Origin of the sequence: Salipiger sp. PrR007, from assembly GCF_010499845.1 — a bacterium.
In the GTDB taxonomy this organism is placed as follows: domain Bacteria; phylum Pseudomonadota; class Alphaproteobacteria; order Rhodobacterales; family Rhodobacteraceae; genus Salipiger; species Salipiger pacificus_A.
In genome coordinates this window covers 97,210-116,181 of sequence record NZ_JAAGOZ010000061.1, presented here as the reverse complement: position 1 = coordinate 116,181, position 18,972 = coordinate 97,210, and the positions used below count along the sequence as shown (strand labels likewise).

The following is an 18,972-nucleotide window of genomic DNA, read 5'->3' as shown; positions in this document are numbered from 1 at the left end:
GTCAGGTCTGCCGTGGCAATGGCACGATACGCCCCTCGGGCGCCAGATCTTCAAAATCAAAATTGTCGAGTTTTTGAGCACGTCGGCCCGCTTTCTCGGCGCTGATGCGGATTTCCGAAAGGTCCCGAGCGGCCATGCCGAAATGACGGTCAAGGTTCTCGACCCGGCCTTCAAGGCGCTCGATGTCCTGGTGCAGCAGGCCAAGTTCGCGGCGAATCGCCCCGGCCTGTTCGCGCATGCGGGCATCCTTGAGCACCGCGCGCAGGGTGTTCAGCGTCGCCATGCAGGTGGTCGGCGAGACAATCCAGACCCGCAGCGAAAAGCCCTCGCGCACCACCTCGGGAAAGCTGGCGTGCAACTCGGCGTAGACCGCTTCGGAGGGCAGGAACATGAGCGCGCTGTCGGCGGTCTCGCCGTCGAGGATGTAGCGGTCCGAAATGTCGCGAAGGTGCTTGCGCACCGAGATGCGGAAGGCCTGGGAGGCGCGCTGCTTGCCCTCGGGCGTCTCGGCGCGGCGCAACATCTCGTAGGCCTCAAGCGGGAACTTGGCGTCGATGACGATATGGCCCGGAGGCTCGGGCAGCTTGATCAGGCAATCGGCGCGGCGCCCGTTCGAAAGCGTCGCCTGCATCTTATAGCTGTCGGGCGGAAGCGCTTTCGAGACGATGTCGTTGAGCTGGATTTCCCCAAAGGCGCCGCGGGTCTGCTTGTTCGACAGGATGTCCTGCAGCGACAGCACGTCGCCCGAGAGCCTCGTGATGTTCTCCTGCGCTTCGTCGATGGTCTTCAGACGCTCCTGCAACTGGCCCAGCGAATGGGCGGTGCGGCGCGCGGTGCCGTGCAGGTTCTCGGACATGTTCTGCTGCACCTGCGCCAACCGCTTTTCCATTAGCTGCAGCATGGCATTCTGGCTTTTCACCTGGGCCTCGGAGACGTGGTGCAGCCCGCCGGCGAGCCGTTCCTGCCCCTCGGAGAGCGCCTGCACCCGCTGCGAGAGCTGGCTGAGCGGGTAGCCGAGCCTTGCGGCGCGGTTCGAGGCGCGGATCGCGAGGATCATCAGAAGCGCGAGCACGGCTGCACCCGCGGCGGCCCAGAGGCGCGGGTCGTCGAAGCCGATGGTCTGCCCGGCGATCTCGATCATGTGCGGCCGAAGAGCCTCTCGATATCCGAAAGCTTCAGCTCCACGTAGGTGGGGCGGCCATGGTTGCACTGGCCGGAGTGGGGCGTCGCCTCCATCTCGCGCAGGAGCGCGTTCATTTCCTCGGCGCGCATCCGGCGACCCGAGCGGATCGAGCCGTGGCAGGCGACGCGGCTCAGGATCGCTTCGAGCTTCTCCTGCACAAGCTGCGAGCTGCCGTAGTCCGAGAGCTCGTCGAGGATGTCCTTGATCAGCGCCTCGGCGTTGACCTCGCCGAGGATTGCCGGGGTCTCGCGCACCGCCAGCGCCGAGCCGCCGAAGGGCTCGACCGACAGGCCCATACGGCCAAGGTCGTCGGAGATGTCGAGGATTCGCGACAGGTCGTCCTGCGACAACTCGACGATCTCGGGGATCAGAAGCGCCTGCGCCGCGACTCCGCGCTCGGCCATCTGGCGTTTCAGCTTTTCATAGACCAGCCGCTCGTGCGCCGCGTGCTGGTCGACGATCACGATGCCGGTCTCGGTCTGCGCGATGATGTAGTTTTCGTGCACTTGGCCCCGCGCCGCGCCAAGCGGCAGCTGTGCGGCCTCCGGTTCGACCGGAGCGTCCTCGACCACCCGGCCCGACCAGCTGCCCTGCATCTCGGCGAAGCCCTGCGTCTGCGCCGGAGGGACGCGCGGCGGCGCCGGGACAAAATTGGGGTCGGGCGCCTGCGCGGCATAGGCGGCGCTGCGCGCGCCCGCCGAGGGGCGGTCCATCTGGTAGACGCGGGCGTGGGGCGCTGCCGCCGGGGCCGCGCCGAGCGGCGCGCCGCCGCCGTAGGCGCCGAAGGTGCTGTCGCGCGAGGGTTGCTGGTGCAGCGGGACTTGCCCGGTGTCGAGCTGCCGCGGAAACTCGGGGCGCAGGGCCGCCAGCGTGTCGGCGGCCACGGTGCTCGAGGCGCGGTGCCCAGCGTCGGCAAGCGCGTGGCGCAAGGCTGAGACGATCAGCCCGCGCACGATGCCCGGCTCGCGGAACCGCACCTCGGATTTGGCCGGGTGCACGTTCACGTCGACGAGATGCGGGTCGCAGTCGACAAACAGTGCCACCGCCGGATGCCGGTCGCGGCTGAGGTAATCGGCATAGGCCCCGCGCAGCGCGCCGAAGAGCAGCTTGTCCTGCACCGGGCGGCCATTGACGAAGAGATGCTGCGCCACCGAAGAGCCGCGCGAATAGGTCGGCAGAGCCGCGTAGCCGGTCAGGCGGAAGCCGTCACGCTCGGCGTCGATGGCCAGCGCATTGTCGGTGAACTCGGCGCCCAGCACCTGCGCCAGCCGGCCCCGGAGCGCGTCAAAGAGATCGCCCGAGACGGCGTCGGCGCGGAAGCTCACCCGGTCCTTGCCCTGCGAGACGTCGCGCAGGGTGAAGCCCACCGAAGGCTCGGCCATGGCGAGCCGCTTCATCACGTCCGAGATCGACATCATCTCGGCGCGGTCGGTGCGCAGGAACTTTAGCCGCGCCGGGGTGGCGAAGAAGAGATCGCGCAGGGCGACCACGGTGCCGGGGTTCAGCGCTGCCGGCTTCACCGCGCCCATCTGCCCGCCCGAGACTGCGATCTCTGCTCCGTCCTGCCCGGCGACGCGGCTCTGGATGCTCAGTCGCCCGACGGCGCCCAGCGAGGGCAGCGCCTCGCCGCGGAAGCCGAAGCTGTGGATGTTCAGAAGATCCGAGCCGTCGATCTTCGAAGTGGCATGGCGCGACAGCGCCAGCGGCAGCTCGTCCGGCCCCATGCCGCAGCCGTCGTCGCTCACCCGGATCAGCGTCTTGCCGCCGTCGGCGATTTCCACCGTGACGCGAGTCGCCCCGGCGTCGATGGCGTTTTCCACCAGTTCCTTGACCGCCGAGGCCGGGCGCTCGACCACCTCGCCGGCGGCGATGCGGTTGATGGCCGCCTCGTCGAGCTGCCGGATGACGGGACGCATATTGGGGCTGTGGGTGTTCATGCCACCATACCTAGCAGGGATTTCGCGATTCTGGAACGGATAGCGCCAAGCAGCGCAGCGCGGTCAGTCCGCAGCCAGCGGGGCCGCCCTGCCGCCGGAAACCTCTAGCGCGTCCCGTGGGGTGACCACCACCATCAATCCGCGCCTGCCGCCGTTGAGCACGACTTGCTCGGCCGCCATCGCCGCCGCCTCGAAGACCGTGGGCACGCGCTTCTTCTGACCGAAGGGGCTGATTCCCCCGGTGTGCATGCCTGTGAGCCGCTCGGCCTTGGCCGGGTCCATCATCTGCGCCGACTTGCCGCCGAAGGCGCTGGCGACGCGCTTCATCGACAGCGTGGCGCCCGAGGGGATGGCGGCGCAGCAGGGCTTGCCATCGACCTCGACCATCAGCGTCTTCAGCACCTGTTCCGGCGGCCAGCCGATCTGCTCGGCCGCATGCAGCCCGATCTGCGCCTGCCCGGAGACGTAGTCATACTCCAGCAGCTCGAACCTCACCTTGGCGCGCGTCAGCGCCTGCGTGGCCGGTGTGCCCTTGCTCATGCCCGATATCCCATCTGCCGGTCGATCCAGGTGAGGATGACCGCTACCACTTGCGCTTGCTCGTCGTCGCTCAGAGCGCGCCCCGCCGCCAGCCCGTGCCACTTCGCAAGGCAGCCCCGGCAGCAGGTCGCCGTGGCGTGCTGCGCGACGAAAACCGGGTGGCCCCGCATGGGTGTCTGCTTGCCGTCGTTTCTCGGCTCTGCCGGGGCGAGCCGCTCGGAGATGAAATCCCGCGCATGCGACAGGATCACCGCGCGGCCCTTGGCGTTGGCATAGTCCCGTTCCTTCGGTCCAAGCCGGAATCGGCTGCGAAACTTGGAGCGGGCCAGCCGCTCGAACAGCTGATCCAGAGCTGTCATTCCATGCTCTTGAGATAGGTGCGTACGGCGTCCTGAACGTGGCGGAAGCGGTCGCCGCCAAGGTGCTTGCCGCCGTACCAGCGGGTCACCACGATGATGTGGTTGCGCACCTCCTCGCGCTCCAGCATCCGCAGGATCACCATTCCCGCGCCGCTCTCGCCATCGTCGTTCTTGATCGGCGCCTCGTCGGTCAGAAGGCCCCAGGTGTTGTGCGTTGCCTTGGCGAATCTTTTGTTGCGCTTGAGCTCCTTGAGAAAGGCCTTGGCCTCTTGCTCCGAAGTGCAAGGTCCGCCCGAGACCGCGTATTTCGAGCCGCGGTCGCTGATGATATTCTCGAGAATGCGCATGCCAGAGGGGTAAGCCGCGCCGCGCCAGCGCGCAAGCCTTCAGCCCCCGAGATGGCCCCGCTCGATTTCCAAGAGCCGCTGCTTGCGCCAGAGCCCGCCGCCGTAGCCGGTGAGCGACCCGTCCGCACCGATCACCCGGTGGCAGGGGATTACCAGCGCGATCTGGTTGGCACCATTGGCCTGCGCCACCGCCCGCACCGCAGAGGGCCGCCCCAGCGCCTGCGCCAGAGCGCCGTAGCTGCGCGTCTCGCCCGCCGGGATCTCGCGCAGGGCGCGCCAGACCGCGGTGGTGAACTCCGAGCCATGCAGCGCCAGCGGCGTGTCGAACTGCGCGCTCTCCCCGGCAAAGAAGCGCGCCAGCTCCGCGCGGATCTGATCGGACGGCGCGAACCTTCCGACCCCGATCTCGCCGCCCGCGCCCTTGCGCAGCTTTTCGAGCTCGCGTGGCAGCGCCTTGCGGTCCATGAACTCCAGCAGGTGCAGGTGGCTCTTCGAGCAGACCGAGACCATGTCGCCGAGCGGCGTGGCGATCCAGTCCGCCCGCAGGAGTGCATCGGCTTTCAAGGCCCCCGGCGCCACGCCGAGCGCCCGGGCAAATCCCGCGCGGAAGGCTGAGGCGCTCTCGAAGCCCGCATCGAGCTGCGCCTCGATCACCGGCGCGCCCGAGGCCAGCGCGGTGAATCCCTCGCGCAGCCGCCGCTGCCGGGCCATTTCGAGGAAAGTCATGCCGAACTGCCGCTTGAAAGCGCGCCGCACGGTCGAGGGATCGAGTCCCATCGCGACGAGATCCGGCTCGGACCAGCGGAAGGCGGGGCGCGCCTCCAGCGCGTCCAGCAACCGCGCGATCACCGGGTCGCTCTGGGCCATGGGGTTCAGCGGATGGCAACGCTTGCACGGGCGGAAACCGGCGGCGATGCACTCCCCCACGGTCTCGTGGAAGGTGCAGTTCGCGCGCAGCGGTTTGCGCGCCGGGCAGGTCAGCCGGCAGAAGATGCCGGTCGAGGCGACGCAGACAAAGGCCCGGCCATCGTAGGACGGGTCGCGGTCGAGCAGCGCCCGGTAGAGCTTGTCGGGGTCAGGAAGGGCAAACAGCATGGTCCGACTCTAGCCGATCCGCGTGTGGCATGCCGCCGGAAATCGGGCGGCTATTCACATTCCCGGCGGCGCAGTGCCGCGCCGCTCTTGCCAAGGCGGCGGGCGAGCCCACATGTGATAAAAGATCGCAATTTCGATATATGAAAGGAGCCGAACGATGAAGACCGAGGAAGTGGGCGCCGCCCTGCTGGAGACGTGGTCCGTCGACGAGGTCGCCGAGGCCTTTGATCGCAACGAGATCGTGCTGATCGACGTGCGCACGCCGCAGGAATACATGTTCGAGCACATCGAGGGCGCGCTGCTGATGCCCATGGCCTTCTTCAAGCCCGAGAAGCTGCCGGGGCAGGGCGAGAAGCGGATCGTCTTCCACTGCGGTTCGGGCGCGCGTTCCGAGCGGGTCGCCCGCGCTGCCATCGCTGCCGGTCTCGCGCGAGTCGCGCATATGGAGGGCGGCTTCGGCGCGTGGAAGGGCAGCCACAAGCCCTACATCGGCACCAACATGGCCACCGGCGCTCCGACCCCGATCAGTTGAGCGGTCTCCGTCCCCGGGCCTTCTTCTCTGTCAAAATACGCTGGGGGGTGAATTGGCCGCAGGCCAAGAGGGGCAGCGCCACCTTGCGTGCCTCAGCCCCGCCCGGTCACCCGGTCGAAGCGCTGCCGGGCCACGTCCTCGTCGCGCTCGGCCTTGCGGTCGGCGATCAGCGCCGCCTCGACGTAGCCGAGGTGCGCCTGCACCGCCGCCTTTGCGCCCGCCGGGTCGCGCGCCTGGAGCGCGGCGTTGATGGCGCGGTGTTGCTCGAGCAGGGCCTCGCGGGTGGTGCGCTGCTTGAACATGATCGAGCGGTTGTAGAAGACTCCCTCGCGCAGCAGCTGATACATCGAGCGCATCATGTGCAGCATGATGACGTTGTGGCTGGCCTCGATGATCGCGAGGTGGAAGTCGGCGTCGAGCCGCGCTTCCTCGGCCGGGTTGCGCTTCATATGCGCCGCTTCCATCTTTGCGAAGAGCGCCTCGATGACCTTCAGATCCGAGGGCGTCCCCTGCAGCGCCGCGCGCTCCGCCGCCAGACCCTCCATGTCCCGGCGGAAGCTGAGGTAGTCAAACACAGCTTCGTCATGTTTGGAAAAGAGCTGGATCAATGCGTCGGAAAATGCCGATCCGAGTACCTCGGTGACGAAGATACCGGCCCCGGCCCGGGTCTCCAAGAGGCCGCGGTCCTGCAGGTCTGCCACCGCCTCGCGCAGGCTTGGGCGCGACACGCCCAGCCGTTCCGACAGCTCGCGCTCGGCAGGAAGGCGCTCGCCCGGTCGCAGGATGCCGCGCAGGATCAGCTCTTCGATCTGCCGCACCACGGCGCTGGATAGTTTCTCGGACTGCACGGGGCGGAAGGGCATGAATGGGTCCTGACAGGCGGGAATTGGTCATATCATATGACCACGCGTGCCGTGGCTCAAGCGCGACAAGAGGACAGTGGTGCATAGCAAGAGGCGCTCACCAGCGCGACAGCGCGTCCTCGTCCTCGTCCTTGGCGGCCACCCAGGAGGTGCCGCCGCTGCCGCTTTCCTTCTTCCAGAAGGGCGCTCGGGACTTGAGGTAGTCCATCAGGTACTCGGCGGCCTCGAAGGCATGGCCGCGATGCTTTGAGGCTGTGGCGACCATCATGATGCGCTCGCCCGGACCCATGCGGCCGTAGCGGTGGATCACCAGAACCTCGCCGAGATCCCAGCGTGCCTCGGCCTCGGCGGCGATCGCCTCGAGCGCCTTCTGGGTCATGCCGGGGTAGTGCTCGATTTCCATCGTCTCAAGCGTGCCCGAGACGTCGCGCACCACGCCGGTAAAGGTCACCACGGCGCCCATGTCGGTGCGGCCCGCGGCGAAGGTGTCGGCCTCGGCACCGAAGTCGAAGGGTTCTTCCTGCACGACCACCCGGATCGACATGGTCTCAGCCCCCGGTCATCGGCGGGAAAAAGGCGACTTCGCGCACGCCGGCAAGCGGTGCGTCGAACTCGGAGAGTTCCTGGTCCAAGGCCACGCGCAGGGCCGAAAGATCGGAGAAGGCCATGGCATAGCGCTCCTCGCGGCCACGCAACTCCTCAATAAGATCGTTGACCGTGGCGGCTTCGGTCTCGTAGCGCTCCTTCGGCAGGCCGATGCGCTCGCGCACCCAGGCGAAATAGAGCAGATCCATCACTTCTCGTCCTTCAGGAACGGCAGGGCCTTCACGAAGTAGTCCCAGCCGGTGATCAGTGTCAGCGCGGCGGCGATCCACAGCAGCGTCAGGCCAAGGTGCCCGGTCCAGATCATCCCGGTCTCTTGCCAGCGCAGCCCGTGCGGATCGGCGCCGCCGCTGTCGAGCGCCTGGGCCACGGTCTGCCGGTCCAGCGCCTCGACGCTGAGAGCAAGGTAATGCTCGAAGACGCCCTGTGAAAAGAGCGTGGCGATGGCGATCATCTGGAAGGTGGTTTTCCACTTCGCCAGCTTGGTCACCTTGAGCGTGCCCGCGGTGTCGCCGAGATACTCGCGCAGCCCCGAGACGAACACCTCGCGGAAGAGAATCATCGTGGCGGGCAGCACCAGCCAGGGTGACATCGACGAATAGCCGACGATCACCATCAGCGCGATCACCACCATCGCCTTGTCTGCGATGGGATCGAGCATGGCGCCGATCTTGCTTTCCTGTCCCCAGAGGCGGGCAAGGTAGCCGTCGAACCAGTCGGTGACGGCGGCCCCGACGAAGAGCAGCAGCGCGAACCAGTCGGCGAGCGGCCGCGAGAAGTACAGGAACATCACCGCCACGCCGGGTGCGGCGATCAGGCGGAGGGCGGTGAGGATATTTGGCAGGTTCCAGCGCATGCGACTTACGTAGCGCGCTTTTTCAGGAGGGGAAAGACGCCTCACGCGGGAGAGCTCACACGGTGCTGCGACGAAATCTCTCGACATAGGCGGCGCGGGCCTGCGGCAGGGGCCTGTCGCGCAGCGCGGGCGCCATGTGGCGCTCGAGAAAGTGTCCCGTCGTGCGCAGCGCCTCGAGGATCTCGCCATCGCCGCCGGGGCCTTCGCCCTTCAGAATGTCGGGCAGGGGCAGCAGCCGGTCGGCCCATTCCCCTGCGGCTTGGCGCGAGACGGCACGGCCGGTGCGCGGCGAGACGAAACAAAGCTCCTCGTTGGTGCCGCGCACCGCGCAGGCCGAGAGATCGAGCCCGAAGCCCATCTCGTCGAGCAGCGCCATTTCCCAGCGGAGATAGGCGAGGGGCCAGAGCTCACGCTCGGGCAGCAGGTCGAGCAGCGCCTCGGTGCGGGCGTAGAGCCTGGGGTGCGCCTCGCGCTCGGGCAGCGAGAAGGCGAGCAGGGCACAGACCGCGTTGAGCCCCGCCAGCGACAGCCGGTCCGCCAGCGCATTGGCGGCCCGCGAGCGCTGCGGCTCGGCGGTGAAGCTGCCCATGTGGTCTTCGAGCCGCGCCTTCCAGGTCAGGTCGAGCTGCGCGCCTGGCTGCAGCAAGGGGGCGACACGGCGCGAGGCACCGCCGCGCAGCACGCCCATGTGCCGCCCGTGCCCGGGGGTGAAGACCTCGAGGATAGCCGAGCTTTCGCCGTGCCTGCGCGAGGTCAGAAGGATGCCGGTGTCGCGCCATTCCATGCGCGCACTTTCGGAGTTTGCGAGGGTGGGGGCAAGGGGCGCGGGCGGGGGCGTTGGCACAGAGCCTTCCATGGCCGCCTGCCGATTGCATGGACCGGTGGTGGGGGGCGGCCTGCTCGCACGCGGACACCGCCGTGTGAGCCGCCCATTGCTTGGCCTCGCAATAAACGTCGTCCTGAAGTAGGATGGTCGGCCCGGGAGATGCCATGACCCAGACTCACCGCTTCACCGCCCTGCTGATTGCCCTGCTCGCCTTGGGGGCACTGTGGTTGCAGGTCTACGTGGGGCTCGTGCGCAGGCCGGATCACGAGGTCTGGCAAGAGCTCTGGCGGCTGGGGCGCTACTTCACCATCCTGACCAACCTGATGGTCGCGGTGACCTTCGCCGGCATCGCGGCGGGGCACCGGAGCCCGCCGTGGTGGTTGGCCGCGGTCGCTCTGTGGATCCTCATCGTCGCCATCGTCTACCACGGTCTGCTGGCGCGGCCGCTGGACGGGATCCGCTGGTGGTCGGACATGGCGGTGCACACCTTCGTGCCGATCGCCGTCGGGCTCTGGTGGCTGGCGCTGGCGCCGAAGGACGGGCTGATGCCGCGGCACGCGCTCTGGTGGCTGCTCTGGCCGCTGATCTATGTCAGCTACGCGCTGATCCGTGGCGAGCTCGACGGGAGTCACCCGTATTTCTTCATCGACCCGCATGAGATCGGCTGGTCCGGCGTCGGCCTTTGGTGCGTGGCGCTGGGCGTGAGCTTTTGGCTCGGCGGTCTGGGGGTGGTGATGCTGGGACGGCTGCTCAGCCGTCCATCTCGTCCAGCAGATGGCGCCCCTGACGGTCCTCAAGCTCAATGACCCAGAGATCGGGGTCGAAGTCGCGTTGCTTCGAGACGCGCGCGTCAACCTCGTGTTCCGGCCCCTCGGCGAGCGTGGCCCACCGGCGGGCGCCGGTCATCAAATCCCATTCGCGGCTGAAGGCCACGGCCTTGCCGTCGAGCGTCGCGAGCTTGACGATCACCGCCCCGGCGGTGTCGTCGCCATGGGCGGTCACATAGGCGGGGATGTCCAGGAGCGAGAGCCGCCGCAGGTAGGCGCCGACCCAGACGTGGGTGGCGAGCCGAGGCTCAGGCATTGCCGTCCTTGAACTCGAGGCCCATCTCGGAATAGCGCTCGGCCTCTTCCAGCCAGTTCTCGCGGACCTTCACCTGCAGGAAGAGGTGCACCTTGCGGCCGAGGAATTCCTCGAGCTCGGCGCGCGAGGCCTGGCTGACTGACTTGATCGTCTCGCCCTTCTTGCCGAGCACGATGCCCTTGTGGCCGTCCCGGGTGACGTAGATGATCTGGTCGATGCGGGCCGAGCCGTCCTCGCGCTCTTCCCACTGCTCGGTTTCGACCGTCAGCTGGTAGGGCAGTTCCTGGTGCAGGCGAAGCGTCAGCTTCTCGCGGGTCATCTCGGCGGCGATCATGCGCATCGGCAGGTCGGCGATCTGGTCCTCGGGGTAGAGCCAGGGGCTCTCGGGCACCTGTTCCGCCAGCCACTTGCGCAGCGCGTCGACGCCATGGCCGCGCTCGGCCGAGATCATGAAGGTTTCGGCGAAGGCGTAGGCCTCGTTCATCTTCTGGGTCAGCGCCAGCAGGTCCTCGGCCTTGACCCGGTCGATCTTGTTGATCGCCAGCGCCACCTTGCGGCCGCGCGGCAGGTCCCGCAGCCCATCCAGGATGCGCTTCACGCCATCGGTCATGCCGCGGTGCGCCTCGATCAGCAGCACGATGATGTCGGCATCCGAGGCCCCGCCCCAGGCCGCCGCGACCATGGCGCGGTCGAGCCGGCGGCGCGGCTGGAACAGACCGGGCGTGTCGACGAAGACCAGCTGGCTCTCGCCCTCCATGGCCACGCCGCGGATGCGGGTGCGGGTGGTCTGCACCTTGTGGGTGACGATCGACACCTTGGCGCCCACCATGCGGTTGGTGAGCGTCGACTTGCCCGCGTTGGGCTCGCCGATGAGGGCGATGAATCCGGCACGTGTGGTCATTGGGGCGTTCCCGTTACTGACGATCCGTGGCCCTTACAGGCTTTTGCGGCGCGGGGCCAGAGCGGCCGCTGCGGATCAGCGTATAGCATCCCGACACGACAATCAGCAGCGCTCCTGCAAGGGTCCAGAGATCCGGGCGCTCGCCGAAAAGAAGATAGGCGAAGACCAGCGCCACTAGCAGCCGCGAGTAGCGGAAGGGGGCGACCACCGAGACCTCGCCGCTGCGCATGGCGCGGGTGAGCGCGGTATAGGCGCAGACCCCGACAAGTCCGGTGGCCAGCAGGCGCAGCAGCTCGGAGCCCTGCGGAAGGCGCGGCGGCGCGGGATCGAAGGGCAGCAGCAAGAGGCCCGCGAGGGTGACCACGGCGAAGCCGAGGATGCCAAGCTGCTTCGCCGAGACCGCGGGCGGTGCGGCCCGGGTGAAAAGGTCGCGCATGGCAAAGCCGAACATCGCCGCGATCGACAGCAGCGCGTCGAGCCGGAACGCCTCTGGCGTCGGGCGCACGATCAGCAGCACACCGATGAAGCCCACCGCCATGGCGGCCCAGCGGCGCGGGCCGACCTTCTCGCCCAGCAGCAGCGCTGCCCCGGCGGTGACCACCAAGGGCGCCGCCTGCAGGATCGAAGATGTCACGGACAGCGGCGTGTAGGCCAGCGACAGCGCGAAGAAGAGCCGTCCCATGATCTCGAAGAGCGTGCGCAGCAGCAGGCTGGGGCGCAGCATTGCCGGGTGCAGCACCGCCTCTCCTGCGCGCAGGGTCATCAGGGTGTAGAGCGTGACGCCGGTCAGGCCGAAGATCAGCGTTGCCTCGCCCGGTGGCAGGCCGGGGGCGACGGATTTGAACAGCGCGTCCTCGATGGCGAAAAGCGTCATCGCCAGCACCATGAAGCCGGCGCCGGTCGCGTTCGCGCTCATCCGCGGCGCGGCGGTGTCAGCCATTTTCGGAGACTTGTGCCAGCAGCGACGCGGCGGCCTCCTGCTCGGCCTTGCGTTTCGAGCCGGCGGTGGCCTCGGCTTTCTGGCCGGAGGCGAGCCGCACCTCGATGGTGAAGACAGGCGCGTGGTCGGGGCCGGAGCGGGCGGTCTCGACGTAGGCGGGCGGGGTCATGCCGCGCGCCTGCGCCCATTCCTGCAGCGAGGTCTTGGGATCGCGCGCGTCCTGCTCGACGGTCGAGACACGCGCGCCCCAGAGCCGCAGGATCATGTTCTGCGCCACCTCGAAGCCACCATCGAGGTAGACCGCCGCGATCACCGCCTCCATGGCATCGCCAAGCAGCGCCTGCTTGCGCCGGCCACCCGACATCATCTCGGAGCGGCCGAGCTTCAGCGCGGCGCCGATGTCGACCTCGCGCGCGACCTCGGCGCAGGCTTCCTTGCGCACCAGCGCGTTGAAGCGCGGCGCGAGCTGACCCTCGCTGGCCTTGCGGTCCTCGGACAGCAGCGCCTCGGCCATGACGAGGCCGAGCACGCGATCACCGAGGAATTCGAGCCGCTGGTTGTCCTCGCGGCCGGGGCCGGACATCGACGAATGGGTCAGCGCGCGCCGCAGCAGCTCGGGCCGGTCGAACCGATGCCCCAGCCGCTGCTCCAGTGCTTCTATTTCTGCAGAACGCTTCATGTGATCTTGTGGAAGAACCGATCCGACCGCCAGGTCCAGAAGAACAGCATCGACCGGCCGGACGAGGAGAACATCACCCGGGTTGCCTTGCCGATGATATTCTCGAAGGGCACGAAGCCGACGCCTCCCGCGGCGTTGGGCACACGGCTGTCGGCGGAGTTGTCGCGGTTGTCGCCCATCATGAAGAAGTGACCCTCGGGAACGGTGTAGATCGGCGTGTTGTCCGACCCCTGCATGGCGATGTTGAGGATATCATGCTTCACGCCGTTCGGCAGCGTTTCGGTCCAGCGCGATTTCTCGCAGACGCCGCCGGTGCCCACGGGGCCGTTCTCGCAGCGCGGGCGCAGCCCCTGTGGCCCCTGCGGTTCGGCAGTCTCGGTGAAGGTGCCATTGGCCTCGACCTCGACCGGGGTGCCGTTGATGTGGAGCAGCCCCTGCTTGACTTGGATCTGGTCGCCCGGCAGGCCGATCACCCGCTTGATGAAGTCCGTGCCGTTGACCGGGTGACGGAAGACCACCACGTCGCCGCGCTCGGGTTCAGAGCCGAAGAGCCGGGTGTTGTCGCCGTCGAGAAAGCCGCAGATATCCTTGGCGTCGATGTCGATGCCGAAGGAGTTCAGGCGGATCGACGGGCAGGAGGCATAGGAATAGCCGTAGGTCATCTTGTTGACGAAGAGGAAGTCGCCGATCAGCAGCGTGTCCTTCATCGAGCCCGAGGGAATCCAGAAGGGCTGGAAGAACAGCGTGCGGAAGACGCCCGCGATGACCAGCGCCCAGAACACCGTCTTGACGGTTTCCCAGATCCCGCCCGATTTCTCTTCTTTTGCCATGAAAACCCGCCCCTGTGCCTCGATGTGCCTCGGTTCCTAGGCTTCATGGGCGGGGGCGGGGAGAGTGTCAAGGCGGCGCAAAGGCCGGGCAAATCTCTTCGGAGAGATTTGCAAAACTCGTCGAAGGGTTTTGCTCGGGCGTTACCCCGATGTGATCGGGGTTTTCAGCGGTCTCGCCTCGATCACCACGAAGGCCTGCGCCCAGGGGTGATCGTCGGTCAGCGTCACGTGAATGATCGCCTCATGGTCCGGCGGGGTCATCAGCGCGAGCCGCTCCTTCGCCCAGCCGGTCACCTGCATGACGGGCTGGCCCGTCGGCAGGTTGCTCACCGCCATGTCCTTCCACGAAATGCCCATGCGCAGCCCGGTGCCGAGCGCCTTGGAGCAGGCCTCCTTGGCCGCCCAGCGTTTGGCATAGGTGCCCGCCACGTCCTTGCGGCGCTCGGCCTTGCGTTGCTCGGTCTCGGTGAAGACGCGGTTCCGGAAACGGTCACCGAAGCGCGCGAGTGTCGCCTCGATGCGCTCGATATTCGCAAGGTCGGTGCCGATTCCGAGGATCATCCGTGGTCTCCGGGGTCGCGGGCGGTTACGCCCGCGCCTCGTCCATCAGGCGGCGCATCTCGGCGATCGCCGGGCCGAGCCCGAGGAAAATCGCCTCGCCGATGAGGAAATGGCCGATGTTGAGCTCGACGACCTCGGGGAAGGCAGCGATGGGCTGCACCGTGTCGTAGGTCAGCCCGTGGCCGGCGTGCACCTCGAGCCCCAGCGCATGGGCGAAGGCGGCCATCTCGCGCAGGCGTTCGAGCTCGGCGTCGCGCTCGTCGAACCTGCCTTCGGCGTGCAGGTCGCAATAGGCGCCGGTGTGCAGCTCGATCACCTGCGCGCCGATGCGATGCGCGGCCTCGATCTGCGGCTTGTCGGGAGCGATGAAAATCGACACCCGGCAGCCCACCTCGCGCAGGGGCGCGATGAAATGCGCCAGCCGGTTCTCTTCGCGCGCCACCTCGAGCCCGCCCTCGGTGGTGCGCTCCTCGCGCTTCTCGGGGACGATGCAGACCGCGTGCGGCTTATGGCGCAGCGCGATGGCCTGCATCTCGTCGGTGGCGGCCATCTCGAAGTTCAGCGGCACCGAAAGCGCGCCCATCAGCCCGTCGATGTCGGCGTCAGAGATGTGGCGGCGGTCTTCGCGCAGGTGCGCGGTGATGCCGTCGGCCCCGGCCTCCTCGGCGATCCTGGCGGCGCGCAGGGGGTCGGGATAGGCGCTGCCGCGGGCATTGCGCACGGTGGCGACGTGGTCGATGTTGACGCCAAGTCTCAGGCGGCCGGCATAGGGGGTCATCGCGTGTCCTCCGGGCGACGATAGGGGTCTCTTCGCGCCGGACCCTAGTCCGGCGCGCCGCCCTCGTCAGCCGCTTTCTGCTTCTTTTTCAAAGCAGCGAGCTTTTTCTTCAGCGCGCCGCGGCGGCGGTTCTGGTAGGCGCGGATCACCGGCACCGAAAGGTAATAGGCCACCAGCCCGGAAATGATGCCGGGAAGGATGCCGCCGATCAGGTAGGGGTAAAAGACCTCGTGAAAGAAGATCCGCAGGTTGGTCCAGTCCGCCGGGTCCCCGGTGAAGACCGCGCAGACGTTGTGCCAGAGGTCTTGGCCCGCGTAGGCGAACTTGTCGAGCAGCGAGGCGTGATGCGGCGAGCGGCGGTCGATGCCGAGCAGGAAATACCCCAGTTCCAGCGAGACAATGCCGATCGGAACGTAGGTCAGCGGGTTGCCGAAGAAGGTGCCGAGCAACGAGGCTAGGATATTGCCCCGCACCAGCCAGGCGAGCGCGGCGGCCACCACGAAATGTAGCCCATAGAGCGGGGTGAAGGTGGTGAAGACCCCGGCAAAGATGCCACGGGCGATCGTCTCAGGCGAATCGGGAAGCCGGTGCAGGCGATATTGGACATAACGGGCGGCGCGCCCCCAGCCGCCACGCGGCCAGAAGAATTCGAGCACGGCCCTCCAGACTGGCCGTTTGTCGCGCCGCTTGAAGACCAATGGCGCCTTTCCCCTTTGTCTCTATTCCGCAGCGGCAGGCACGGCCGCCAGGGAGGTATCGCGGTGACGGCTGACCGAGGCCACGTCGCTTTCGGCTTCGAGTGCAGACATCACCGAATGGAGGTGCTCGGCGTCTCTCAGTTCCACGTCTATCTGGAGTCTGAAGAAATCCGGTTTCCGGTCGATGAAGTGCAGGTCCGAGATATTGGCCCCGCGCTCGCCGATCAAGGTGCAAATGCGCCCCAACACCCCGGCATCGTTGCCGACCGTGAGGTCAAGGCTCATGTCATAGGCCGCGGGGTGCGTGCCCTCGGCCCAGTGCAGGTCAACCCAGCGCTCGGGCTGTTCCTCGTATTTGGCCAAAGCTTCGCAGTCGATGGCATGTACGAAGACGCCCTTGCCGCGCTTGGTAATGCCGACGATCCGCTCGCCCGGCAGCGGCTGACAGCAGCGCGCCCGGGTGAAGCCGGTGCCTGGCTCGAGGCCGATCACCGCGCGCTGCATCTCGACCTCATGGGCGTCGGACGGCGTAAGGTCGGGATAGACCGCGTGCACCACCTCGCGGGTGGTCAATTCCGCGCTACCAAGGCGGGCGAGCACTTCGTCCGCCCCCTCGAGTCGGAGCGTCTTGGCCGCCTTTTCCAGCACTTTGTCGGTGGATTTCTTGCCGACGTGTTCGAAGGCGGAGCGCGCCAGTTCCTGTCCGAGCTTGATGAAGCGGCCACGACCGGCCTCGCGCAGGGCGCGGCGGATGGCGCTGCGTGCCTTGCCGGTGGTGGCGATGTCGAGCCAAGTTGCCTGCGGGGTCTGCCCCTCGGCGGTGATGATCTCGACCGACTGGCCATTTTTCAGCCGGGTCCAGAGCGGCACGCGGATGCCGTCGACCTTGGCGCCGACGCAAGCCGAGCCGATGCGGGTGTGGATGGCATAGGCGTAATCGAGCGGCGTGGCGCCGCGCGGCAGCTTCACCACGTCGCCCTTGGGCGTGAAGCAGAACACCTTGTCCGAATACATCTCGAGCTTCACCGCCTCGAGGAACTCGTCGTGATCCTCCTCGGCATCAAACTGTTCGGTGAGCGAGGAGATCCACTTGGCGGGATCGACGGCAAAGGGGTTCTCGGAGCGCACGCCATCCCGGTAGGACCAATGCGCGGCAACGCCGGTCTCGGCCACGTCGTGCATCTGCCGGGTGCGGATCTGCACCTCGACGCGCTTGCCGTCGCGGCCCGAGACGGTGGTGTGGATCGAGCGGTAGCCGTTGGATTTCGGCTGGCTGATGTAGTCCTTGAAGCGACCGGGGACCGAGCGCCAGCGCTGGTGGATTACCCCGAGTGCGCGGTAGCAATCCATCTCGGAGCGGGTGATCACCCGGAAACCGTAGATGTCCGAAAGGCGCGAGAAGCCCATGCCCTTTTCCTGCATCTTGCGCCAGATCGAATAGGGCTTCTTGGCGCGGCCGAAGACCTCGGCCTCGATCTGCGCCTCTTCCAGCTCTTGCCGCATGTCGCCGGTGATCCGGTGGATCACGTCGCCGGCTTCCTTCTGCAGGTTGATGAAGCGGCGGATGATCGAGGCGCGCCCCTCGGGGTTGAGCACCCGGAAGGCCAGGTCCTCGAGTTCTTCGCGCATCCACTGCATGCCCATGCGGCCGGCCAGCGGCGCGTAGATGTCCATGGTCTCGCGCGCCTTCTGCACCTGCTTCTCAGGGCGCATGGCCTTGATCGTGCGCATATTGTGCAGTCGGTCGGCGAGCTTCACCAGAATCACCCGCAAGTCGCGGGACATCGCCATGAAGAGCTTGCGGAAGTTTTCGGCCTGCTTGGTCTCGGACGAGGAGAGCTGCAGGTTGGTCAGCTTGGTGACCCCGTCGACCAGATCCGCCACCTCGGTTCCGAACCGGTCCGCGACATCCTGGTACGAGGCGCGGGTGTCCTCGATCGTGTCGTGCAGCAGGGCGGTGACGATGGTTGCGTCATCCAGTTGCTGCTCGGTCAGGATCGCGGCAACCGCAACGGGATGGGTGAAGTACAGCTCGCCCGAATGGCGATACTGCCCCTCATGCATCCGCAGGCCGTAATCATAGGCCTCGCGGATCAGCTTCTCGTTGGTCTTCGGGTTGTAGTTGCGGACCAGGGCAACAAGGTCTTCCGCCGCGATCATGGGCGCCCATCCTTACGCTGGCCCGCTACAAGCGAGCCTCTCAGCTCTCTCCTTGCGCTTCCATCAGGGCGCGCAGGAGCTTCTCTTCCGACATGTCGTCGTCTGCGGGCTTGTCCTGCTCGGCACCCATGAGAAGCGCCATGCTGTCCTCTTCGGGCTCGTCGACCTCGATCTGGGTCTGGTGCGACTCGATCAGGCGCTCGCGCAGCTCGTCGGCGGACTGGGTTTCCTCGGCGATTTCGCGCAGGGCGACCACCGGGTTCTTGTCGTTGTCGCGATCGACGGTGATCGGCGCACCCGAAGCCACTTCGCGCGCCCGATGGGACGCGAGCATCACCAGCTCGAAGCGGTTGGGAACCTTGTCGACGCAGTCTTCTACCGTGACGCGGGCCATGAGCGTTTCACCTTCGGTTGACCGTAAGAAATGAGACTCCTACCGCGATGCTTCTGGATTGACAAGCGCAAACGCGGCGTTCCATCGCCGCCCGTCAGTCACTCCTTCGATCACATTGGGACGACCTCGGCGCGGGCCTGCTCGGGCAGTGCGTCGCACAGTTCGCGCGCGGTGCGCCCGAGGAGCGGGTGACGCCAATCAGCGGCAATATCGCAAAGGGGAACAAGGACAAATGCCCGGTCCTGCAACCGCGGATGCGGAAGAATCAGCTCGGGCGGCGACACCTCGGTTTGCTTCTCCATGGCAAGGGTCCGCCAGCGCGTCTGGGCTGCCTCATTCGGCATCACAGTTTCGCCAGCGGCGAGAAGATCGAGGTCGAGCGTCCGGCTGCCCCAGCGGCGCTCTCTTTCGCGGCCGAACTGTGCCTCCACCCGGTGCAGCGCAGCAAGCAACAAAGCGGGATCCGAAGGGCCGTCCAGCATCGCGCAGGCGTTGCAGTAATCGGGTCCGAGTCCCGCAGGAAAACAAGGTGTTGCGTAGAACCTGCTGACCTTCTCTACGGAATATCCCTCGCGCGCGAGCGCCGCCAGTGCGGCCTCCAGAGTTTGTAGCGGGGTGCCGACCTCCGAAGGCAGGTTTGACCCCAGGGCAATCAGGAAACTCTTAGGTAAACCCATCCTTACACTATCCTTCTGCATATATTGCGCTGCTTGAAAAGCTGCCTGAAACGCTTACTCTCAAGGCGGGTGCCCCTTTATTCCATTTTTTCCACTCACGGATCCGGCGCCCTGATTGCTCGAAAGGACA

Annotated in this window: 24 protein-coding genes; 2 read left to right on the top strand and 22 right to left on the bottom strand. The window is 66.9% G+C overall.

Annotated features, from left to right (window positions below):
* Nucleotide 1: 1 nt before the first annotated feature.
* From G0Q01_RS21490 to G0Q01_RS21465, 6 genes are all read right to left on the bottom strand, one after another.
* On the bottom strand, nt 2-1,141 hold the full coding sequence (locus tag G0Q01_RS21490) for a DNA recombination protein RmuC (protein ID WP_164197640.1): 1,140 nt from the start codon (nt 1,139-1,141) through the stop codon (nt 2-4).
* A complete protein-coding gene (gene mutL / locus G0Q01_RS21485) occupies nt 1,138-3,120 on the bottom strand; it encodes a DNA mismatch repair endonuclease MutL (RefSeq protein WP_164197639.1) in 1,983 nt (660 codons plus the stop codon). The genes G0Q01_RS21490 and mutL overlap by 4 nt, the downstream gene beginning before the upstream one ends.
* A gap of 63 nt (nt 3,121-3,183) precedes the next feature.
* On the bottom strand, nt 3,184-3,660 hold the full coding sequence (locus G0Q01_RS21480) for an aminoacyl-tRNA deacylase (RefSeq protein ID WP_164197638.1): 477 nt from the start codon (nt 3,658-3,660) through the stop codon (nt 3,184-3,186).
* A complete protein-coding gene (locus G0Q01_RS21475; protein WP_164197637.1) occupies nt 3,657-4,019 on the bottom strand; it encodes a DUF4186 domain-containing protein in 363 nt (120 codons plus the stop codon). The genes G0Q01_RS21480 and G0Q01_RS21475 overlap by 4 nt, the downstream gene beginning before the upstream one ends.
* Complete coding sequence (locus tag G0Q01_RS21470; RefSeq protein WP_164197636.1) at nt 4,016-4,366, bottom strand: YigZ family protein; 351 nt, start codon at nt 4,364-4,366, stop codon at nt 4,016-4,018. The genes G0Q01_RS21475 and G0Q01_RS21470 overlap by 4 nt, the downstream gene beginning before the upstream one ends.
* 39 nt (nt 4,367-4,405) lie before the next feature.
* Nucleotides 4,406-5,461 (bottom strand): bifunctional transcriptional activator/DNA repair enzyme AdaA, encoded by a 1,056-nt coding sequence (locus G0Q01_RS21465; RefSeq protein ID WP_164197635.1) that lies wholly within the window; start codon nt 5,459-5,461, stop codon nt 4,406-4,408.
* A 157-nt stretch (nt 5,462-5,618) separates the two neighbouring features.
* On the opposite strand from G0Q01_RS21465, the gene G0Q01_RS21460 reads away from it, so the two are divergent.
* The gene (locus G0Q01_RS21460) at nt 5,619-5,993 is read left to right on the top strand and encodes a rhodanese-like domain-containing protein (protein WP_164197634.1); all 375 of its coding nucleotides are present in this window, start codon (nt 5,619-5,621) and stop codon (nt 5,991-5,993) included.
* A gap of 92 nt (nt 5,994-6,085) precedes the next feature.
* On the opposite strand, the gene G0Q01_RS21455 is transcribed toward G0Q01_RS21460, so the two are convergent.
* The 5 genes from G0Q01_RS21455 to recO form a co-directional block, all read right to left on the bottom strand.
* The gene (locus tag G0Q01_RS21455; protein ID WP_164197633.1) at nt 6,086-6,856 is read right to left on the bottom strand and encodes a FadR/GntR family transcriptional regulator; all 771 of its coding nucleotides are present in this window, start codon (nt 6,854-6,856) and stop codon (nt 6,086-6,088) included.
* Between the two features lie 97 nt (nt 6,857-6,953).
* Nucleotides 6,954-7,400, bottom strand: coding sequence for a molybdenum cofactor biosynthesis protein MoaE (locus tag G0Q01_RS21450; protein ID WP_164213848.1), 447 nt, complete (start codon nt 7,398-7,400; stop codon nt 6,954-6,956).
* A gap of 4 nt (nt 7,401-7,404) precedes the next feature.
* A complete protein-coding gene (gene moaD / locus G0Q01_RS21445; RefSeq protein WP_095884164.1) occupies nt 7,405-7,650 on the bottom strand; it encodes a molybdopterin converting factor subunit 1 in 246 nt (81 codons plus the stop codon).
* Nucleotides 7,650-8,315, bottom strand: a complete 666-nt coding sequence (pgsA, locus tag G0Q01_RS21440; RefSeq protein WP_164197631.1) for a CDP-diacylglycerol--glycerol-3-phosphate 3-phosphatidyltransferase — start codon at nt 8,313-8,315, stop codon at nt 7,650-7,652. Before pgsA ends, moaD begins: the two co-directional genes overlap by 1 nt.
* A gap of 55 nt (nt 8,316-8,370) precedes the next feature.
* A complete protein-coding gene (gene recO, locus G0Q01_RS21435) occupies nt 8,371-9,099 on the bottom strand; it encodes a DNA repair protein RecO (protein WP_164197630.1) in 729 nt (242 codons plus the stop codon).
* 206 nt (nt 9,100-9,305) lie between these two features.
* Between recO and G0Q01_RS21430 the strand changes: the two genes are divergently transcribed.
* On the top strand, nt 9,306-9,947 hold the full coding sequence (locus G0Q01_RS21430; protein WP_235940311.1) for a Pr6Pr family membrane protein: 642 nt from the start codon (nt 9,306-9,308) through the stop codon (nt 9,945-9,947).
* Here G0Q01_RS21430 and G0Q01_RS21425 read toward each other — a convergent pair.
* The 11 genes from G0Q01_RS21425 to folK all read right to left on the bottom strand — a co-directional run bounded on the left by G0Q01_RS21425 (nt 9,892) and on the right by folK (nt 18,842).
* Complete coding sequence (locus G0Q01_RS21425) at nt 9,892-10,224, bottom strand: DUF1491 family protein (RefSeq protein ID WP_164197628.1); 333 nt, start codon at nt 10,222-10,224, stop codon at nt 9,892-9,894. The genes G0Q01_RS21430 and G0Q01_RS21425 overlap by 56 nt on opposite strands.
* Nucleotides 10,217-11,125, bottom strand: coding sequence for a GTPase Era (gene era, locus G0Q01_RS21420; protein ID WP_164197627.1), 909 nt, complete (start codon nt 11,123-11,125; stop codon nt 10,217-10,219). The genes G0Q01_RS21425 and era overlap by 8 nt, the downstream gene beginning before the upstream one ends.
* Nucleotides 11,126-11,138: 13 nt before the next feature.
* Entirely contained in the window at nt 11,139-12,065 is a 927-nt protein-coding gene (locus G0Q01_RS21415; protein WP_235940309.1) for a DMT family transporter, read from the bottom strand.
* Nucleotides 12,058-12,744 carry a ribonuclease III gene (gene rnc, locus G0Q01_RS21410; protein WP_164213847.1) on the bottom strand — a complete coding sequence of 229 codons (687 nt, stop codon included), beginning with the start codon at nt 12,742-12,744 and terminating at the stop codon, nt 12,058-12,060. The genes G0Q01_RS21415 and rnc overlap by 8 nt, the downstream gene beginning before the upstream one ends.
* Complete coding sequence (gene lepB, locus G0Q01_RS21405) at nt 12,741-13,574, bottom strand: signal peptidase I (RefSeq protein ID WP_108964385.1); 834 nt, start codon at nt 13,572-13,574, stop codon at nt 12,741-12,743. The genes rnc and lepB overlap by 4 nt, the downstream gene beginning before the upstream one ends.
* A 141-nt stretch (nt 13,575-13,715) precedes the next feature.
* Nucleotides 13,716-14,135 carry a holo-ACP synthase gene (acpS, locus tag G0Q01_RS21400; RefSeq protein ID WP_108964386.1) on the bottom strand — a complete coding sequence of 140 codons (420 nt, stop codon included), beginning with the start codon at nt 14,133-14,135 and terminating at the stop codon, nt 13,716-13,718.
* Nucleotides 14,136-14,160: 25 nt separating this feature from the next.
* Nucleotides 14,161-14,913 (bottom strand): pyridoxine 5'-phosphate synthase, encoded by a 753-nt coding sequence (locus G0Q01_RS21395; RefSeq protein ID WP_164197625.1) that lies wholly within the window; start codon nt 14,911-14,913, stop codon nt 14,161-14,163.
* Between the two features lie 44 nt (nt 14,914-14,957).
* The gene (locus G0Q01_RS21390; protein WP_108964388.1) at nt 14,958-15,611 is read right to left on the bottom strand and encodes a DUF2062 domain-containing protein; all 654 of its coding nucleotides are present in this window, start codon (nt 15,609-15,611) and stop codon (nt 14,958-14,960) included.
* A 21-nt stretch (nt 15,612-15,632) separates the two neighbouring features.
* Nucleotides 15,633-17,771 carry a bifunctional (p)ppGpp synthetase/guanosine-3',5'-bis(diphosphate) 3'-pyrophosphohydrolase gene (locus G0Q01_RS21385; protein WP_108964389.1) on the bottom strand — a complete coding sequence of 713 codons (2,139 nt, stop codon included), beginning with the start codon at nt 17,769-17,771 and terminating at the stop codon, nt 15,633-15,635.
* 40 nt (nt 17,772-17,811) lie between these two features.
* Nucleotides 17,812-18,165: a DNA-directed RNA polymerase subunit omega gene (gene rpoZ / locus G0Q01_RS21380; protein ID WP_095883970.1), complete on the bottom strand. Its 354-nt coding sequence runs from the start codon at nt 18,163-18,165 to the stop codon at nt 17,812-17,814.
* A gap of 110 nt (nt 18,166-18,275) precedes the next feature.
* Complete coding sequence (gene folK / locus G0Q01_RS21375) at nt 18,276-18,842, bottom strand: 2-amino-4-hydroxy-6-hydroxymethyldihydropteridine diphosphokinase (protein ID WP_164197729.1); 567 nt, start codon at nt 18,840-18,842, stop codon at nt 18,276-18,278.
* Nucleotides 18,843-18,972 lie beyond the last annotated feature (130 nt).

Bases quoted from the DNA above. Each gene is read 5' to 3' on its own strand.
- G0Q01_RS21490 (WP_164197640.1), bottom strand. From the start codon at position 1,141: ATGATCGAGATCGCCGGGCAGACCATCGGCTTCGACGACCCGCGCCTC.
- mutL (WP_164197639.1), bottom strand. From the start codon at position 3,120: ATGAACACCCACAGCCCCAATATGCGTCCCGTCATCCGGCAGCTCGAC.
- G0Q01_RS21480 (WP_164197638.1), bottom strand. From the start codon at position 3,660: ATGAGCAAGGGCACACCGGCCACGCAGGCGCTGACGCGCGCCAAGGTG.
- G0Q01_RS21475 (WP_164197637.1), bottom strand. From the start codon at position 4,019: ATGACAGCTCTGGATCAGCTGTTCGAGCGGCTGGCCCGCTCCAAGTTT.
- G0Q01_RS21470 (WP_164197636.1), bottom strand. From the start codon at position 4,366: ATGCGCATTCTCGAGAATATCATCAGCGACCGCGGCTCGAAATACGCG.
- G0Q01_RS21465 (WP_164197635.1), bottom strand. From the start codon at position 5,461: ATGCTGTTTGCCCTTCCTGACCCCGACAAGCTCTACCGGGCGCTGCTC.
- G0Q01_RS21460 (WP_164197634.1), top strand. From the start codon at position 5,619: ATGAAGACCGAGGAAGTGGGCGCCGCCCTGCTGGAGACGTGGTCCGTC.
- G0Q01_RS21455 (WP_164197633.1), bottom strand. From the start codon at position 6,856: ATGCCCTTCCGCCCCGTGCAGTCCGAGAAACTATCCAGCGCCGTGGTG.
- G0Q01_RS21450 (WP_164213848.1), bottom strand. From the start codon at position 7,400: ATGTCGATCCGGGTGGTCGTGCAGGAAGAACCCTTCGACTTCGGTGCC.
- moaD (WP_095884164.1), bottom strand. From the start codon at position 7,650: ATGGATCTGCTCTATTTCGCCTGGGTGCGCGAGCGCATCGGCCTGCCG.
- pgsA (WP_164197631.1), bottom strand. From the start codon at position 8,315: ATGCGCTGGAACCTGCCAAATATCCTCACCGCCCTCCGCCTGATCGCC.
- recO (WP_164197630.1), bottom strand. From the start codon at position 9,099: ATGGAATGGCGCGACACCGGCATCCTTCTGACCTCGCGCAGGCACGGC.
- G0Q01_RS21430 (WP_235940311.1), top strand. From the start codon at position 9,306: ATGACCCAGACTCACCGCTTCACCGCCCTGCTGATTGCCCTGCTCGCC.
- G0Q01_RS21425 (WP_164197628.1), bottom strand. From the start codon at position 10,224: ATGCCTGAGCCTCGGCTCGCCACCCACGTCTGGGTCGGCGCCTACCTG.
- era (WP_164197627.1), bottom strand. From the start codon at position 11,125: ATGACCACACGTGCCGGATTCATCGCCCTCATCGGCGAGCCCAACGCG.
- G0Q01_RS21415 (WP_235940309.1), bottom strand. From the start codon at position 12,065: ATGGCTGACACCGCCGCGCCGCGGATGAGCGCGAACGCGACCGGCGCC.
- rnc (WP_164213847.1), bottom strand. From the start codon at position 12,744: ATGAAGCGTTCTGCAGAAATAGAAGCACTGGAGCAGCGGCTGGGGCAT.
- lepB (WP_108964385.1), bottom strand. From the start codon at position 13,574: ATGGCAAAAGAAGAGAAATCGGGCGGGATCTGGGAAACCGTCAAGACG.
- acpS (WP_108964386.1), bottom strand. From the start codon at position 14,135: ATGATCCTCGGAATCGGCACCGACCTTGCGAATATCGAGCGCATCGAG.
- G0Q01_RS21395 (WP_164197625.1), bottom strand. From the start codon at position 14,913: ATGACCCCCTATGCCGGCCGCCTGAGACTTGGCGTCAACATCGACCAC.
- G0Q01_RS21385 (WP_108964389.1), bottom strand. From the start codon at position 17,771: ATGATCGCGGCGGAAGACCTTGTTGCCCTGGTCCGCAACTACAACCCG.
- rpoZ (WP_095883970.1), bottom strand. From the start codon at position 18,165: ATGGCCCGCGTCACGGTAGAAGACTGCGTCGACAAGGTTCCCAACCGC.
- folK (WP_164197729.1), bottom strand. From the start codon at position 18,842: ATGGGTTTACCTAAGAGTTTCCTGATTGCCCTGGGGTCAAACCTGCCT.